Below are 18,613 nucleotides of genomic sequence, written 5' to 3'. Positions count from 1 at the left end.
TATACAATTGTGAAGCCTATATTTAATTAATTTGAGTAAACGCTTGGTTTTAATACGCCTACATAAGGAAGATTACGGTACTGCTCTTTATAATCTAATCCATATCCTACTACAAATTCATGTGGAACAGTAAATCCAACATAATCCGCTTTCAGATCAACCTTACGGCCTGTTGGCTTATCTAATAATGTAACAATTTTTACAGACTTCGCTTTACGATATTTGAATAAGTCTACTAAGTAGCTTAGTGTAAGACCACTATCAATAATATCTTCGACGATTAAAATATCGCGACCTTCTACAGAAGTATCAAGATCTTTTAAAATTTTCACTTCGCCTGTTGAAACTGTAGAGTGACCGTAACTAGATACAGCCATAAAATCCATTTCAAGATATGTATCTGTTCTCTTTAATAAATCTGCCATGAATGGCATTGCGCCTTTTAATACACCAATTGCAAGAGGTACTGTGTTTTTATAATCCTCTGCAATAATTGCACCTAGTTCGCGCACCTTTTCTTGTATTTGCTCTTCAGAAATTAATACTTTTTCGATATCTTGATTCATCATTTCATTATCCTCCCGGAAGACTCCTTGCTTTTGTAGTGAATAATCATATATTTATCCTTCTTTGCCATCTCTTTCGAAATTGCAAATGCAGATCGTTTCAACAAGGGTACCCAAATAATAGTCCCACTTGCATCACAAACGACCGGCCATTCTTCTCTTTTTTCTTTCGGTACTTTCGCTTCGATAAAAATAGCTTTTATCTTTTTCGTACCATTCATACCTTGTATTGACATGCGATCTCCATTTTCTCTAGAACGAATACGAAGTGGATATGATATATCATTATACTTAGCAACAAATACTGTTTCATTCATGTTACTTGGTATATCTTCGCTCACCTCTGTTACAAATTCATCCCCGTTCAATAGCGTAATGGTCCCGGGTACTAATAAATCTTGTGAAAAAGGAGAGACAATTTCTTGTTTAAATCTAAAGCTACACTCCTCGTATGAACGAACAATTTTCAAATCACCCGGAAAATCAAGTGAACCTGAAGGTTGTGTCCGCTTAAAAAACTCAATCAACTTGTCAATATGTATAGAAGAAAGAGAAGATGGAATCTTATATTCATAAAGATAGTTTAATATTAGTTGAATCCCTCTTCTTTGTAAAGGCATAGACATGGATTCAAAGGCAGGAATTGATAAGCTAATTTGTTTATCACTTTTTTTTGTAATTACTTTATTCATTTTCTCAAAAGCTAATTCCTGCAAATAAGCCTCATCCTCTTGCATCTGCACGCTAAATTTTTGGAATTTCTCATGCATTTGTGGATTTTCTTCTTTCAAATGAGGAAGGACATATTTACGTAATCGATTCCTTGTATATACTTCCTTTTTATTACTCGGATCTATACGTGGCATTAAATTTAGCTTATTACAGTAATCAACAATTTCTTCCTTCGTTACGCCAAGTAACGGCCTAATTAAATATCCATTATGAAAAGGACGCTTCACTGCAATTCCTGCATATCCTTTCGGAGTACTCCCTCTTACAAGACGCATTAAAATTGTCTCGACTTGATCATCTCCATGATGTCCAAGAGCAACATATCTCGCATCATATTTCTTCATTATTCTTTCCAAAAATGCATATCTGCATTCTCTCGCAGCAACCTGTGCATTCATTCCGTATTGCTGTTGATATTGTGATACATTAATCCTTATCGTTTCACAAATAATTCCCAGTTCTTCACAAAGGCCCTGCACAAACTGTAAATCCTCATAAGATTCATCACCTCTAAACATATGATCCACATGAGCAACTACAATTTCCAACTGTTTTTCCGCTCTTTTTTCTAATAAATAATATAAAAGCGCTAACGAGTCAGGACCACCAGAAACTCCCACAACAATTGTTGAATCATTCTTTAATACATCATGCTGCTTTACAAAGTCATCTACTTTTTCAACAAATGTATCTTTCAACTTCGCAATCACCTTTCATTAAACAAGAACAGCAACCTTAGTCACCTTGTCTACAATGGTACAACTTTTACAAACATTGTGCAAAAAAAAGATATACAAAAATTACATTTTTATCTTACATCCTCCGTGTATATTCACAAAATTAATAACATTACCTTTTCCCACAAAAAAACCTAGGTATTCACCTAGGTTTTTAAAATCAAATTATAGATAAACATTCCACTTACATTTTACTGCGCCTGCATTCCTACAATCGGAATCGTAGCCCACTTCGGCATATTTTTCTTCACTTTTGCCACTACAATAGTCATATCATCATTTATATAACCATCACAAGAGCGAATCACTTCTTCCATAATGATATCAGCAATTTCTTGCGGGTCTTCGGTTTGCAATTCTTTAATTTTTCGTTTCATCCACAATTCATGATTCTCCACATGCTGTGCTCCTTCAAAAATCCCATCGCTCATCATAATAAGAATATCGCCCGTTTTTAATTGTTCACCCACCACATCAACTTCAACATCTTCGATGATTCCCATCGGCAAATTACTTGCTTCAATTTTCAAAATATTATTTGCACGTTTAACAAAACTCGGCGTCGATCCAATCTTTAAAAACCTTGCACTCGCATCCCGCAAATCTACCATAGCTAAATCTAATGTCGTAAACATTTCTTCTGTCGTTCTCAAAGAAAGAATTGAATTGATAGACTTAATTGCTATTTCTTCATCAATGCCTGATTGGAGTATTTTTTGTAATAATTTCACCGTTTCCTTACTTTCCATATGAGCTCTTTGCCCATTACCCATACCATCACTAATCGCAAGTGCATATTTACCAACACTTAAATCCATCATCGCATAAGAGTCACCCGAAACAAATCCACCGCCTTTTGCAGCTGTAGCCAATCCTGTATCAAGAGAATACGTCTTCGCCGAACCAAATGATATTAAACTATGGCCATTTGGATAAGACGACTTTTCTTCATGTTTAACGACAATATTTTCTTTAAGGATATCTGAAAGCATCGGTGCAACTAACTTTTCACACTCACCATGTTCATTAGATGCAACTGGAATTAACATTTCAATATCAATACTTCCTCTATCTAAACAATAAATATCAACATGCTCTACTTCAACACCAAAATCTCGGAACGCTTGCATAATCTGTTCTTCCTGCACTTGATGATTTTCACGCTCTCGTTGTATCTCCTTAGCAAAATCCTCCATAACCTTTGATACACCTAATAGTTGCTCCGCTACTATTCTACGATTTTCCTTCATTTGTTTTCGTAATTTTTGTCCCTCATAGAAGTGATCTAATTCACCGGCTACTAAATCCGTCACTTTTTTCCCTCTCACACAATGCTTGTCCCACTCACGAACTAATTTACGATTATGTTGCAGGGTTCCTTCTTCCGTTTCATTCATTATTTGTTTCATATAATCGTACGTTTTATCAAAATTCACTACCCAGCATTGATCCTTTTTAAAGCATGTTTGACATGTTTTCGCAGTAATTGTACTCAAAAACAAATCTGCTTCTGTCTCTTTATCTTCTTCCTCTACATACCCATATACAGAAAAGCTATTAGATAAAGCAGCAAATACATTTGCAAATTGGTTGATTTTATTTGCTGTAACATCACGCATCCTTCTTAAATATTGTTGTTGATCTTGCGAATGCTCTTGTGTACCTGGCATAAATTTAGCAATACGATCCAAAACAAGCTTCGGTGTTAATAAGAAGATAACAATCGCTACACCTGACTCAATTAAAGTTGTTACAATATTTGTCTGTTTGTCTACATATAATGTAATTAAGCTTGTCCCAATTAATAAACCTAAACTAACACCTAAACGCTTTCCTTCTTTTAACAATCCACCAAGCAATCCAGAAAAAGCAAGAAGGCTAAGCTGAGACAAGCTAGACACATTTGCTAAACTTAATATTAGTCCTGTTACAACCCCCACTGTAGACCCTGTGGCAGCACCCGCAATAAATGCAAATACTAGCACTAAATACCTTGTAAAAATATGTTGAATAGAAGCATCATATACAAACCAATCTGTTGTACCCGTTAAAACAGATGCTAGTAATATAATCAAACAAACAATTTCTTCCGTCTCTAATGCCTGTTGTTTTCCTTTCCTTTCCACTAAAAGCGGGACACTTTGTAAAAATATCATAGTTAATACAAAACTAAGTCCAGCCTCAATGGTACTAACGAGTAAATCGTACATAGTGACAGTTTGTTGCGCAAAATATACAACAACTAAGTGTGCGGTTAATGCGGAGATAAATACTTGAAATGGAACAAGTCCAACAGTTTTACGTGTAAATCGACTAAAGAAGATATTATAAATGAAGAAGGTAAAGATAGATGCAAAGGTAAAAAACAAATTATCTATCGATACTGAAAGAGCTCCTCCCATTAGAGCTAAAAATGCTAGCGGCATCTTATCCCGCTTCATAACATAAACAGCAGCAAAAAATGGCAGTGCAAACGGTAAAATATTTGTTAATATATATGCTCGTCCCAAAAGAAAACCAATAACAACAATAATAAATCCCCATCTAAAGAAAACTTGCTCAAATTTCATTCGCAACTTACTCGTCCACTTTATTCCACCAAGCTGACTCTCATTCATTGCCAATGCACTTGTATTCATAGTATTCCTTCCTGCTTTAGGCATATTTTTAACACCACCTGCATAGTTTAATTACTGTCATTATAAAAGATGATTGTTGGTTTTTTTGTCAAAACAACAGTTTTCACTTTTATAATCGTTCGACTTTTTATTCGAAATAACTCTACAGATATACAGGGTATGTAAGTTATTTTCGATATTTTAATTAAATATTCAGAAAATATAGGGTGATTTTGTAGAAGTGTTGTATATCTTAATTTATTTAACAAAAAAAGATCATGCAAATTTGCATGATCTTTTTAGATGACCCGTACGGGATTCGAACCCGTGTTACCGCCGTGAAAGGGCGGTGTCTTAACCACTTGACCAACGGGCCGTTAAATTAAATATAGCGGCGGAGGGGATCGAACCCCCGACCTCACGGGTATGAACCGTACGCTCTAGCCAGCTGAGCTACACCGCCATGTCGTCTTATTTAACGGACAATTAGTATCTTACATCAGATACTGATTAAAGTCAACACATCTCAAAAACTTTTTTGAAAATATTTTTTACATATAAAAAAGCACCCTGAGCCATCACTCTGGGTACCTCTCTATATGTTAAAAACTAAACGTCCTTATTATCCGCGACGCGCGCCACGGCCACCACGTTTAGACTCTGTGTTACGCTTTAAAGAAGTTAAACGATCTTCGCTATCTTTTAAGAAGCGTGCCATCTTTTGCTCAAATGTTTCTTTCGGAGCTCGGTCGTTACCGCCACCGCGATTATCTCTGTTGAAAGAGCGATTATTACGTTGTGGACGTCCAGAACGTTGTTGATCACCACCGCGTTGGTATTCACCACGTGGACGATCTCCTTCTGTTTTTTCACGTTCTTTCGCTTTTTTGATAGATAAACCAATCTTTCCATCTTTTTCAACATTAATAACTTTTACTTCTACTTGGTCGCCCACTTTTAAGTGATCGTTAATATCTTTTACATAGTTATCAGCAACTTCACTAATATGAACAAGACCCGTTAAGCCCTCTGGCAGCTCCACAAAAGCCCCAAAATTTGTAATACCTGTTACTTTACCCTGTAACTTGCTGCCTACCTCGATTGACATAAAAAAAATGCTCCTCCTTAGTGGTTAAAAAGTCAAATTTTACTTTATTATATATAATCCTAAAATATAGTGTCAATAAGACATACTCTACTTAGAAACAGGAAAAATTATCTCCCCTTTACCAGAGAAGAAATAATCCCTTCTAGCAATCTTTAATACGTACTCTTCATCATTTAACTTTTGAACTTCGTCTTTTAGACTTTTTTCTTTATTCGTTAATGAATCCAGTTCTTTTTTCATGTCCTTAACTTTTGCTTCTTTTGCTTTAATGGAACTGTTTTGTTGATAAAACGTTACACTAATACTCGCAATAATTGTAAAAGTAAAGACAAGAAAAACCGCTAAACGGCGATAAAGTCGCTTCCTGTTCTCATCCGTTTGTATTATATGCTCTTTAACAGGATTTGGACTCTGTTTTTCGATTGTTCTTTGTCTCAGTTCCCTCATTTCCGAGGTCCCCCTAACTTCTTTTTTATATGCTCCCATAGTTGGAAGATATGTCCCTTCAATTTTGCTATATATTGCAGGAACCCTATATGTTTCACTATAAAAAGTTTAACACGATTAGGGGGAAGTTTCCATATGAGCGAAGCAATAAATCGAACAGGCCAGAAAAAAACTTTCCATATGAAAAGTAATATCCAAATCACCATTTTCCATAACACATGTCCAATTGAAAGCAGTATACGAAATAAGAATAATATAAATGCAATAAATAGCTGCGCTATAATAATAACAGGTTTTATCATGAGTAGCTGTATAATTCGAACAAAAAAATATGTTGTTTGCATAAAAATATAGATGAGAAAATTTAACAGCTTCATGTATAGTGCCTTCAATAAGCTTTGATATGCCGCAAAACCACATAATAATGCCAAAAACACATATATACGTAGCTCAGCTTCATTTACGAGAAGCAATACATAAAAGACGAATAATGCTTGGACAATCCAAAATAATATATCATGTATAAATACAAGCCAACGTTTACGTTCTTGGCGCTTTAAAAAACGTTGATATGTATCTAAAGACGCTCCAATCCAAGCACCCATTCCAATCATTGAAAGCATTGTATACAACTGAATTGTTAAGCTCATTTAAACAACTTACTAAAGAAACCTTTAGTTTTTTCCCCTTGATTTTCATCAATATACAGCATCTCATTAACTTTCCCTTTAATCGACACAATACCTTTTTCCACATCTAAATTTTTCATTTGTAAATTTTGACCACGAATCGTTAAAAAACCCATTACGGTCTCTAGTAAAAACTCTTCGCTATCAAAACTCTCTACCTGCTTCACACCGGTAATATCAATTATACGCCTGCCACGCATAATAATGTCATGCTCTACAGAAACATTTTGTTGATTAGAAGACGTAGGTGAGTAACCATTATTCACGTAAATCCCCCCATAGGTTTTTACTAGCTAATAGTAATGTATGAGGGGATAAATGATTTTAGAACAAGCCTTCTTCCGCTTTTACTTTTTCTTCACGAACTAAGCTATACATATTTGCTGCATCTTCTTTTTTAGTTGTTTCTTTTAATTCATTTATTTTCACAGTCACTATTTTTTGACCAAAACGAATTGTTAATTCATCAGCTACTTTCACATCAGAACTCGCTTTTGCCACTTGACCATTAATAGATATTCTTCCTTGATCAGCTACTTCTTTCGCTAATGTTCTTCTTTTAATTAAACGTGATACTTTTAAAAACTTATCTAGACGCATATCAAATCCCCCTATTAACGCTCTGTTTGTTTCGCTTCTTCCCATAAAACATCTAACTGTTCTAATGATAAATCTTTCATCTCTTTATTCATTTCAGCTACTTTTGCCTCCATGTATAAAAAACGACCAGTAAATTTCTCATTAGTTGAACGTAACGCCTCTTCTGGATCTATTTTGTAATGACGAGCTATATTAACAAATGCAAATAGTAAATCACCAAACTCACCCAGCATCTTTTCCTCATCCATATTTGTAACCTCTTGTTGGAACTCTTGCCATTCTTCCAAAGCTTTCTCTATCATCGGTTGCACATCAACCCAATCAAATCCAACCTTACCAGCTTTCTTCTGAATTTCATAGGCGCGTAGTAACTGTGGCAAACTTTTGGGAACGCCATTTAAAACAGATTCTTTCACGAATCCTTTTTCTTGTTTTTTAATTTCTTCCCAATTTGCAATCACTTCATCAGCGCTGTTTACATCCGTATTTCCAAACACATGCGGATGGCGACGAACCATTTTCTCAGATAGAGTTCGAATGATATCATCTATAGAGAACCAACCTTCATCTTCTCCGATTTGAGCATGAAGCATAACTTGTAATAATATATCACCTAATTCTTCTACTAAGTGATCATCATCCTCTTCATCGATTGCTTCCAACACTTCATAAGCTTCCTCAATTAAATATTTCTTTAATGATTGATGTGTTTGCTTTTTATCCCACGGACAACCATTTGGACCACGAAGTTCCGCAATAATTTCTCTAAGAACATCAAACTGTTGATACAAGGACGCACGCTCCTGAACTGGCGGCACGTACACACTCGTTAAATTATTCAATTCCGTTTCATGATCTAACATGTACAACGGTACCTTCTTTACTTGTTCAAATGAAGTTCCTGCAGCTGTTACGATATACACTTCATAATCATCTGGTAACATCTCCATTAATGTTAATTTCACATCAGATGCAACGAATGCATCATATACTTGGCAAAAGATTAAATGTTGACGCAGTTCTAATTGCCCTCTTTCAAATGATGTAGCATCAAGTAATTGGAATCCTTCAATCGGATCAATCTTTAGACTTGCAAACATAGGATCAAGGAAACTTTGTCCACCCTCAATTCGCACTTCAACATTTGAAACTTCTCCTTTTTCTAACAGCAGCTGAACTGTTCTTTCTGCTACAAGTGGATGCCCGGGAACAGCATAGATAATTTCTGTACCTTCAGCTTGTTCTAGCAATTTATTCGCAATTGTTTCATATACAATTTCAAACGTATCATGTGCTTCATATACAGCATCAAAAGACGTATATTGTACGCCTTCTTTCTCCAATTCTTCTATAACTGGATGTTCTTTCGTTCTAACAAACAGATGGTCTGCTTCTTTTATTTTTCGATATACACCCATCGTTAGCTGATCTAATTCACCAGCTCCTAAACCTAAAATAGTAATGATTCCACTCACAAACAGTCACCTCTATCCACTCTTCTTCAATGAACCTTCTTTTTTCTCTTGTTTCATAACGGTTCCTAATTCTTTTTTTGTAAATACACGTAATTTCAAAATAAAAAACATATATGTCAATCCGCCGATGGCTACACCTAACAACGCTTCAAGCGTCGCGCTTCCTCTATGTTCCGTATTAATTACTAATCCAGACATCTGTAACACACGTGTGAACACCATTAATACAAATCCCATACAAATACCACTAATTACTATCCCTAACATATTTCGCTTATTGATAAGTGACCCTGATACAGCTCTCGTAAGCAACAAACTATTTAATCCAGAGATTATAATTAACGCACATAAAGTCGCAAAAGCTGCACCTTTCACACCAAAATAAGGCTTGAATATATAATTTAACGCTAACTTTAAGCAACCTCCAAATACAACAAATAATGCTGGCTTAAACGTTTGCCCTAATCCTTGTAAAATAGAAGCTGTCGTAATTGACAATGAACTAAATAAAATAGATAACGATAAAATAGATAAAACATCTGATCCATCACTGTTTTCAAACAACATAATATTGGTAGGTTGAATAATACAAGTTAGTCCAATAGCTGCTGCAAGTCCAATAACAAATGTTATTTTCATTGCTAACTTTACCTTTTCTTGAATAAAGGAAAGATCTCCTCTTTCCTTCGCCGCTGTAATAATCGGAATAAGTGACAACGAGAAAGAAGTCGTCACAACAGTACCTAATTGCATTAGCGGAATACTTCTATCATAAACACCCTTTAATACCTTTGCATTTTCAGCCTGTTCTCCCGCACCAATAAGTAAGCTGTAAAAGGACACTGAATCAGCCATCTGTATAAAAATAAGCACTAAATTACTAACACAAATCGCTAACCCCTGCCAAAAAAGGATTTTAACTATCTTCCTTTTACCCTTAATTCTCGCTGCACTTTTGAAGAATATAGAACGAAAATCTTGACGCATATACAATATAAGTACAATAATCCCAATAAGTCCACCCGCAATTGAGCCTAACATAGCCCCTGCACCAACTGTATATAAATCAAATCCGTGAGCAATTAGGAATAGCGATAAAAACACAATAATAGAAACTCGAATTGTTTGTTCTATTACTTGCGAAACAGCCGTTGGCATCATATTATTAAATCCTTGAAAATACCCTCTTGCTACAGACAAAAATGGCATCAATAAGAATGAAAATGAAATAACACGTAGTAACTTATCTAAGTGTATATCGCCCATAGCTGCCGCAATTGTTTCGGCCCCAAAAAACAATGTAAAGAAGCCTATAAAACCAATTCCTAATAAGAACCAAAAAGATACACAAATAATTTCTTCTGCTTCTTTTTGTTTTCCCCGCTCTAGTCGTTCTGCAACCATTTTCGAAATGATAACAGGAAATCCATAAGTAGCTAAAATTAAACAAAATCCATAAAACGGGTAAATTTGTTGGTAAATATAAAACCCAATATCCCCCGCTATATTTTGATATGGAATACGGTAAAAAGCGCTTAATACTTTTGTAACAAAACTTGCAATCGTTAATATAATAGCCCCACGCCAAAAGGCTTGATACTTCTTCGCTTCCATACAAGAAAACTCCTTTTTCTATTCTCACCTCTCGTATTATATCATAAAGAAAAGAACAAACTCCCTTACCAACACGGGTAATAATGAGTTCCTACATGTTAAAAATATTCAACGAAAAAAGGTAGCAAAGTGCTACCTTCATTCAATATACATATATCTCCAAATAATTGATTTCTCAAAAAGAAAGATCATAATTAGGAAAGATTGCTACTTCTAAAATCAATATACCCTTACTGTTCCATTTGTTTCGCTAAGAAACTGGCAGCAGTATTAACCGCTTTATGCTCGATCTCGCTTATAATGGCTTCTTTTGAGAAAATAATGACGGCTCCAATCGGATCTCCGTTTGCAACAATCGGTCCAACTGTATAAGAATGAACCTTTTCTGTTACACCATCAATAATGGAAATATCACTTTCATCCGTCATAATAACAGACTTTCGTTCTTCCATCGTTTTTTCAATTAGATCGCCAACACTTTTATTTAAGTATTCTTTTTTCGATACGCCTGATACTGCGATGATAGAATCTCGATCACACACAAGCACATTATGTCCTAAGCTGTCATATAAAGCATCAGCATATTCTTTTGCAAAATCACCTAGCTCACTAATTGGAGAATACTTCTTTAAAATTACCTCTCCATCGCGATCAACAAATATTTCTAGTGGGTCTCCTTCTCGAATACGTAAGGTTCTACGAATTTCCTTCGGGATTACTACCCTGCCTAAATCATCAATTCGACGTACGATTCCAGTTGCTTTCATTCTAATGCTGCCTCACTTTCTACTGATGATCAAAGTGGTGAATTTACCTGTTCATGTAAAAATCACCAACTGTTAGACATAGTATTTTACACATTAGTTCTTCTATGCACGTCGAATTGTATTTTTTTATCTTATTTTAGGCATTTATTACTTCTTTTTTTACATCTGGTAAGCCTTTTAATAAATTTTCAGCAATTGTTAACCACTTCGATGTCTCTAAGCCATTTGTTTTCATAACAATTTTCAATTGTGATCCTTCCATTCCTAAACCGATCATACGTCCAAAACTATTTCCGAGCATGAATAATTTTCCACCATCAATATTTTGGCTTGCTTGTTCAGAAAACAGGAATGTTACTTCAAATTTATTCTGCTTAATTAATTCAATTTGTTCTTTCATTGCCAACACTTTAATATTTGCAATTTGTAATAAATAACCAACTTCTTGTGGATAATCGCCAAATCTATCGATCATTTCTTCCTGCAATTCTTCAATATCCTCAATTGCAGAAACACCTCTAAATTGTTTATACATCATAATTTTTTGCTTACTATCTGAAATATAAGCATCTGGTAGATATGCATCTACCTCTAAGTCAATTTCAACATTAACTATATTTTCAGCCCCATCTGTTCCTCTACGCTGTTCAATTGCATCTTTTAACATTTGAGAATATAAATCAAATCCGACAGAATCAATAAATCCATGCTGTTCTGCCCCTAACAAATTACCTGCTCCACGAATAGATAAATCTCTCATCGCAATTTTGAAACCAGATCCAAGTTCCGTGAACTCTTTAATTGCTTGTAGACGCTTCTCTGCAACCTCTGACAGCACTTTGTCACGTTTATATGCAAAGTATGCATATGCAACACGATTAGAACGTCCAACACGCCCACGAAGCTGATACAACTGTGATAATCCCATACGATCTGCATCAAATACAATTAACGTATTTACATTCGGAATATCTACACCCGTCTCAATAATTGTTGTACTTACAAGAACATCATGCTGTCCTTCTAAAAATGATAGCATAACAGACTCTAATTCGCTTTCGTTCATTTTCCCATGTGCGTACGTTACGCGGGCATCTGGAACTAACATCGAAATTTCATCCGCTTTTCTTTCAATATCCTCTACACGGTTATATAGGAAGTAAACTTGACCACCTCTTGCAAGCTCTCGCTCTATCGCCTCTCGTATTAATGCTGGATTATACTCTACTACATACGTTTGGACTGGGAAACGATTTTCTGGTGGTGTCTCAATAACAGATAAGTCGCGCACACCAAGCATAGACATATGAAGCGTCCGCGGAATCGGAGTTGCCGTTAATGTTAATACGTCAACATTCGCCTTCAATTGTTTAATTTTTTCTTTATGTGTTACACCAAATCTTTGTTCTTCATCAATAATAAGAAGCCCTAAATCTTTATACGTAACATCTTTAGATAAAATACGATGTGTTCCGATTACAATATCTACTGTTCCATCCTTTAAGCCCTTAATTGTTTCATTTTGTTGTTTTCTCGTACGGAATCTACTTAATAAGCCTATATTGATCGGATAATCTTGAAAACGCTCTCGAATTGTTTCATAGTGTTGCTGCGCAAGAATCGTTGTCGGTACTAAAATTGCAACTTGTTTTTCATCCATAATTGCTTTAAATGCCGCACGAATAGCCACTTCAGTCTTTCCATATCCTACGTCACCACAAAGGAGCCTATCCATTGGGCGTCCGCGTTCCATATCTTTTTTAATCTCGTCAATAGAACGTAACTGATCCTCTGTCTCTTGATACGGGAAAGATGATTCGAACTCTTGTTGTTCTGCCGTATCTGGCGTATATGCATAGCCTTTTGAAGCTTCGCGCTCAGCATATAGTTTAATTAGGTCATCCGCAATGTCTTGTACAGATTTTTCAACTTTCGTTTTAACCTTCTTCCAATCATTACCACCTAATTTATAAACTTTCGGATCCTTACCTTCAGATCCTACATATTTTTGAACTTGATCAATTTGTTCAATTGGAACGTATAGCTTATCATTACCTTGATATTTAATATTTAAATAATCTTTATGAACACCATTAATCTCTAATGTCTCAATACCTAAAAATTTACCTATACCATGATTTACATGAACTACATAATCTCCAACTTTTAATTCCGAATAACTTTTAATACGTTCAGCATTCGATAACTTTTGTTTACGTTGTGATTTTTTAACTTTCTTATGAAAAAGCTCCTTTTCAGTAATGACAACAAGCTTTTGCATCGGCATTTCAAAACCTGCATGTAAATCACCTACAGCAATTTGTAACCTTCCAGGCAATAAAATATCTGTACCTTCTACAATATCTGCCTCAATATCATAATCACTTAAAATATGTTGTAATTTTTTCACACGTTCATCATCTGTTCCAAGTACAACAGTCGTAAAATGCCCTTCATTCCATCTATCAATTTCTGTTTTTAACAAATTCATCTGTCCATGGAAATCTTGCATTGTTTTACATGTTACATTAACAATATTTTGCGGATGTGTGTGTGCGATATGACGCAAGAATAACGTTAAATATACAAAACTTCTTTTTTTATGATGAAGAAACCCCTCGAATGGGTGAGAGAAAGATAAATCTTGAATAATTGTTCCTTCACCAAGAAGTGATATATACCATTCCGCCTCTTCTGTTTCAAGATGCGATGCTGTTTCTTGAATACGGGAAATCTCGTCTAAAATTACAACACCGTCTTCTAGTAAATAATCTATCAGACTAGCAGGTTCTTTATAGAAAATAGATAAGTATTTAAACATCTGTTCTATACTTTGCCCGTTTTTCAACATCTCAATTTCATGACTTACCGTCTCAAGCACTGTAGTCTTTAGTTTATCATCAGAAAGTTTTTGCATCGTCTTAGTCAAACCTTCTTCAAGATGCTGAATTCCTGATTTTAATTCTTCCTGTGAAAATAAAAACTCTGTTGCCGGACCAAACCTAACGCTTTCTTTTTTACCTTGAGAACGCTGTTCATCCACATCAAATAATCGAATAGAATCGACTTCTGTATCAAAGAATTCAATACGAAATGGTAGTTCTTCAGTTAAAGGATAAATATCTAATATTCCCCCACGCAAACTGAACTCCCCTGGAGCTTCTACCATCGACTTACGTTCATAGCCAATATGATGTAAAGTATGCAAGAGCGCATCTAAATCAATCTCTTGCCCTAGATTGATTTCAACTTGCTTTTGCTTCCACAATTCTTTTATTGGTAAAAATCTACGCAATCCTGCCACTGGCGCTACAATGATTCCATTCTCTCCCGCAGCCAAGCGATTTAACACTTCTATACGTTGCGCCTTCAATTCTGGACTTGCAACTCCAATTTCCGATGCTATCAGTTCATTCACTGGATATAACCACACATCTTTTTCACCAAGTAACGCCACTAAATCTTCATGTACTTTTTGTGCTTGGTATAAGTTATGCGTCACGATTAATTGTGATTTTTTTGTTTTTTTATATAAAGCCGCCATTAATAATGAACGAGAAGACGTTGCCATCCCTGATATAAGTTGTTCTTTTAACCCATCTTCTAATCCATTAATAACCGATTGTATCTCTTCATTTTTATAAAATTGCTCTAATAAACCTATCATTTTTAAAACTCCTCTCAACATAAAGAGCAAGTCATTCTATTTTATGCAAATATTTTGGAAAAGGAAAACAGAAAAATGCTTTGGACATGCCAAAGCGACAACATTTTATTGCAGAAATTTTTCATACTCATAATACTCAGGATAAGATGCGAGCGTTTCTTGACACGATTCACAAATCGTTTTTATATATATATTTCCATTCTCATGAAAATGAATCATTTCTACTACTTCTTGCTCTGTTAGTTGAAATAAAACGTCGCTATATACTTTTTCTGCGTTAATGGAGCCTACATTACCTCCGCAGTGTCTGCAATAATAATACCCTTCCATACTAGCCTCCTAAAAATTCAATTACTACTAGTATGGGTAAAACAAAAGAGAAATATTCCCAATCTCATTTTTAACTATTGAAAGTATTCATGATTTGGAGAAAAGGCTTATTTAGCCACTCTTCACATGCATCCGCTGCTTTTTCAATAGAATGGTTAACATCCGGAATCTCTTCAGATGTAAAGCGTCCTAATACATAATCGACTACCTTCATTCCATTTTTCGGGCGATCGATTCCCATACGGATACGTTGAAATTCTTGTGTTCCTAGGTGCGAAATCGTTGACTTTACACCATTATGTCCACCAGCACTACCTTTCATGCGAAGACGCAATTTACCTACAGGAATGTCCAAATCGTCGTACATAACAACGAAGTCCTCAACATCAATTTTATAATAATCCATGAGTGGACGAATACTTTCCCCAGATAAGTTCATGTATGTTAGCGGCTTTAATAAGATTACCTTTTCTCCATTAACAAACCCTGCACCAAATACACCTTTAAATTTTTGTTCATTCAAAGAAATGTTCCAACGCTTCGCAAGTTCATCAATGGCCATAAATCCAATATTATGCCTTGTTAATTCATATTCTCTACCTGGGTTCCCAAGTCCTACTATCAATTTCATTCTTGTACCACTACTTTCTTTTTTCGATACGAAAAGACGTAACCAATTTTGGTTACGTCTCATTCTATCCAATTAATTGAATAATACACTCACAGATTCTTCTTCGTATACACGAATGATTGCTTCTCCGATTAATGGAGCAACTGAAAGTTCATGTACTTTGTCGATTTTCTTCTCTTCTGGTAATACGATAGAGTTCGTTACAACTAACTCTTTAATATTTGAATTTTGAATACGCTCAATTGCTGGACCAGATAATACTGGGTGTGTACAGCAAGCATATACTTCAGAAGCACCGTTCTCAACAAGAGCGTTTGCTGCTAATGTAATTGTACCAGCTGTATCAATGATGTCATCAATTAAAATCGCTGTTTTACCTTCAATATTACCGATAATGTTCATTACCTCTGATACATTCGGGCGAGGACGACGCTTATCAATAATAGCGATTGGCGCTTTTAGACGATCTGCCATTTTTCTTGCACGAGTTACACCACCATGGTCAGGAGACACGATTACGATATCTTTAAGACCTTTTGTTTCAAAGTAATCTGAAAGAATCGGTACACCCATTAAGTGGTCGATTGGGATATCAAAGAACCCTTGAATTTGTGGAGCATGTAAATCTAGAGTGATTACACGAGTTGCACCTGCTGTTTCAAGCAAGTTTGCTACAAGTTTCGATGTAATTGGTTCACGAGAACGCGCTTTACGGTCTTGACGCGCATAACCATAGTAAGGAATAACAATATTAATTGTTTTCGCAGATGCACGTTTTAATGCATCAATCATAATAAGTAATTCCATGATATGTTCGTTTACTGGGAAGCTTGTAGATTGAATAATGAATACATCGCAACCACGGATACTTTCTTCAATGTTAATTTGAACTTCTCCATCACTAAAACGATCAACAGAACATTTTCCTAGCCCTACTCCAATATGCTTTGCAATCTGCTCAGCAAGTTCCTTATTAGAGTTTAAAGAGAATACTTTCAAATTAGAATTTAGATATTGAGTCGACATCTAGATTAACCCTCCACATTATGATTTTTTCTTATTCAGCAATTGATCAACATAGTCTTCTTTGTTAACTTGACGTGCACGTGCTACCGATAATGCTTTTGATGGAACATTCTCTGTAATTGTAGAGCCTGCTGCCACATAAGCACCATCTTCAACTGTTACTGGAGCAACAAGGTTTGAATTACATCCAATAAATACCCCATTACCAATCACAGTTTTGAATTTATTCTTACCGTCATAGTTCACCGTAATTGAACCACAACCAAGATTCACGTCTTCTCCAACTTGTGCATCCCCGATATAACTCAAGTGTGAAGCTTTACTTCTATTACCAAAGACAGTTTTTTTGATTTCCACGAAGTTTCCAACGCGTACTTCGTCTCCAATAACTGAATCTGGGCGAATATGTGCAAATGGACCAACCGATACTTCTGTACCAAGCTTACTATCATGTACAGTAGATTGTCGAATTGTCGTACGATCTCCAATTTCACTATCGCGAATTACTGTATGCGGTCCAATTTCACAATCAGAGCCAATTACAGTGTTCCCCTCAATAATTGTTCCTGGATGAAGAACTGTATCACTACCGATAACTGCATCAGCAGAAATATAAGTGTTACTTGGATCAATAATTGTAACACCGTTTACCATGTTCTTTCGGTTGATACGGTTTTTCATAATAATTTCCGCTTGCGATAGAGCGACTCTGTCGTTAACACCTAACGTTTCGTCGAACTGCTCTGTTTGATAAGCTGATACGATATGACCTTCATTTTTTAAAATCTCAATAACATCTGGAAGGTAATATTCACCTTGCACGTTATCATTTGAAACTTTAGAAAGTGAAGCAAATAAAGCCTTATTATCAAAACAATACGTACCTGTATTGATTTCTTTAATAGCTAATTCTTTCTCATTTGCATCTTTATGCTCAACAATCTTTTCAACATGACCATTCTCATTACGAACAATACGGCCATATCCAGCAGGCTCTTCTATGTATGCTGTTAGCACCGTCGCCATTGCTCCTGCTTCTTTATGTTGCTGAAGTAATGCTTCCATTGTTTCAGCAGTTATTAGAGGCGTATCACCACAAATAACTAAAGTTGTTCCTTCTTCATTTGCAAGTACACTTGCAGCTTGATCTACAGCATGTGCTGTACCAAGTTGTTCTGCTTGTAATGCAAATTCACTTACGTTCCCTAGCTGTTCTTGTACCATTTCAGCACCATGTCCAACAACCGTTACAAGTTTCTGCAATCCTAATTGAGATACTTGATCGACTACGTGTTGTACCATAGGTTTTCCACATACAGGATGCAGCACTTTGTATAGCTTAGACTTCATACGTGTGCCTTTACCTGCAGCTAGAATCACTGCAAATCTGTTTGACATATAGACCCTCCATCGCAACCTATTTATCCATTAAAGATATTATCCTAAATCATCATATATTTCAAGAAACACATTTTAACTATTAAATTTTACCATAATTCTTATAAGATGTTTTACTCTTTAGTATCTTTTTTAAGAAATAAGCTATACTATTTAAAATGATTTTGAAAAAATTAGTAGTTTCTTCTTTTTATGTTAATAAATTATG

16 protein-coding genes and 2 tRNA genes are annotated in these 18,613 nt (G+C 35.4%); all 18 read right to left on the bottom strand.

Translation table 11 applies throughout. The annotated features are described in order from the left end of the window. Positions 1-26: 26 nt before the first annotated feature. The 18 genes from hpt to glmU all read right to left on the bottom strand — a co-directional run bounded on the left by hpt (position 27) and on the right by glmU (position 18,405). The gene (gene hpt / locus MR168_RS13180) at positions 27-569 is read right to left on the bottom strand and encodes a hypoxanthine phosphoribosyltransferase (RefSeq protein WP_000981842.1); all 543 of its coding nucleotides are present in this window, start codon (positions 567-569) and stop codon (positions 27-29) included. After that, positions 566-1,996, bottom strand: coding sequence for a tRNA lysidine(34) synthetase TilS (gene tilS, locus MR168_RS13175; protein ID WP_000655463.1), 1,431 nt, complete (start codon positions 1,994-1,996; stop codon positions 566-568). The genes hpt and tilS overlap by 4 nt, the downstream gene beginning before the upstream one ends. A gap of 230 nt (positions 1,997-2,226) precedes the next feature. Continuing rightward, positions 2,227-4,698, bottom strand: a complete 2,472-nt coding sequence (spoIIE, locus tag MR168_RS13170; RefSeq protein ID WP_001123552.1) for a stage II sporulation protein E — start codon at positions 4,696-4,698, stop codon at positions 2,227-2,229. Positions 4,699-4,957: 259 nt separating this feature from the next. Next, positions 4,958-5,029, bottom strand: a tRNA-Glu gene (locus MR168_RS13165). 13 nt (positions 5,030-5,042) lie between these two features. Then, positions 5,043-5,116: transfer RNA gene (locus MR168_RS13160), tRNA-Met, on the bottom strand. Positions 5,117-5,275: 159 nt separating this feature from the next. After that, on the bottom strand, positions 5,276-5,761 hold the full coding sequence (locus tag MR168_RS13155; RefSeq protein WP_000021451.1) for a S1 domain-containing RNA-binding protein: 486 nt from the start codon (positions 5,759-5,761) through the stop codon (positions 5,276-5,278). Positions 5,762-5,848: 87 nt separating this feature from the next. Beyond that, the gene (gene divIC, locus MR168_RS13150) at positions 5,849-6,208 is read right to left on the bottom strand and encodes a cell division protein DivIC (RefSeq protein WP_001208739.1); all 360 of its coding nucleotides are present in this window, start codon (positions 6,206-6,208) and stop codon (positions 5,849-5,851) included. Further along, complete coding sequence (gene yabQ, locus MR168_RS13145) at positions 6,205-6,858, bottom strand: spore cortex biosynthesis protein YabQ (RefSeq protein WP_242291342.1); 654 nt, start codon at positions 6,856-6,858, stop codon at positions 6,205-6,207. The genes divIC and yabQ overlap by 4 nt, the downstream gene beginning before the upstream one ends. Then, entirely contained in the window at positions 6,855-7,163 is a 309-nt protein-coding gene (gene yabP, locus MR168_RS13140; protein WP_001059104.1) for a sporulation protein YabP, read from the bottom strand. The genes yabQ and yabP overlap by 4 nt, the downstream gene beginning before the upstream one ends. A 58-nt stretch (positions 7,164-7,221) precedes the next feature. Continuing rightward, on the bottom strand, positions 7,222-7,497 hold the full coding sequence (locus MR168_RS13135; RefSeq protein WP_001234876.1) for an RNA-binding S4 domain-containing protein: 276 nt from the start codon (positions 7,495-7,497) through the stop codon (positions 7,222-7,224). A gap of 14 nt (positions 7,498-7,511) precedes the next feature. Continuing rightward, entirely contained in the window at positions 7,512-8,972 is a 1,461-nt protein-coding gene (gene yabN / locus MR168_RS13130; RefSeq protein ID WP_000014239.1) for a bifunctional methyltransferase/pyrophosphohydrolase YabN, read from the bottom strand. 12 nt (positions 8,973-8,984) lie between these two features. Beyond that, positions 8,985-10,586, bottom strand: a complete 1,602-nt coding sequence (locus MR168_RS13125) for a putative polysaccharide biosynthesis protein (RefSeq protein ID WP_242291341.1) — start codon at positions 10,584-10,586, stop codon at positions 8,985-8,987. Between the two features lie 230 nt (positions 10,587-10,816). Continuing rightward, positions 10,817-11,353 carry a stage V sporulation protein T gene (gene spoVT, locus MR168_RS13120; protein ID WP_000648302.1) on the bottom strand — a complete coding sequence of 179 codons (537 nt, stop codon included), beginning with the start codon at positions 11,351-11,353 and terminating at the stop codon, positions 10,817-10,819. Between the two features lie 136 nt (positions 11,354-11,489). Continuing rightward, positions 11,490-15,020, bottom strand: coding sequence for a transcription-repair coupling factor (gene mfd / locus MR168_RS13115; protein WP_086411681.1), 3,531 nt, complete (start codon positions 15,018-15,020; stop codon positions 11,490-11,492). 105 nt (positions 15,021-15,125) lie between these two features. Then, on the bottom strand, positions 15,126-15,350 hold the full coding sequence (locus MR168_RS13110) for an anti-sigma-F factor Fin family protein (RefSeq protein ID WP_000399438.1): 225 nt from the start codon (positions 15,348-15,350) through the stop codon (positions 15,126-15,128). Between the two features lie 70 nt (positions 15,351-15,420). Then, positions 15,421-15,981, bottom strand: a complete 561-nt coding sequence (pth, locus tag MR168_RS13105) for an aminoacyl-tRNA hydrolase (RefSeq protein ID WP_000767702.1) — start codon at positions 15,979-15,981, stop codon at positions 15,421-15,423. Between the two features lie 72 nt (positions 15,982-16,053). Further along, positions 16,054-17,007: a ribose-phosphate diphosphokinase gene (locus MR168_RS13100; RefSeq protein WP_000107420.1), complete on the bottom strand. Its 954-nt coding sequence runs from the start codon at positions 17,005-17,007 to the stop codon at positions 16,054-16,056. Positions 17,008-17,025: 18 nt separating this feature from the next. Beyond that, the gene (gene glmU, locus MR168_RS13095; protein ID WP_000071041.1) at positions 17,026-18,405 is read right to left on the bottom strand and encodes a bifunctional UDP-N-acetylglucosamine diphosphorylase/glucosamine-1-phosphate N-acetyltransferase GlmU; all 1,380 of its coding nucleotides are present in this window, start codon (positions 18,403-18,405) and stop codon (positions 17,026-17,028) included. Between the last annotated feature and the right edge of the window lie 208 nt (positions 18,406-18,613).

The organism is Bacillus cereus group sp. BfR-BA-01356, from assembly GCF_022663635.1.
Lineage (GTDB): Bacteria > Bacillota > Bacilli > Bacillales > Bacillaceae_G > Bacillus_A > Bacillus_A cereus.
Note: the sequence above shows the minus strand (reverse complement) of the source record. Positions and strands in the feature narration are given on the sequence as shown.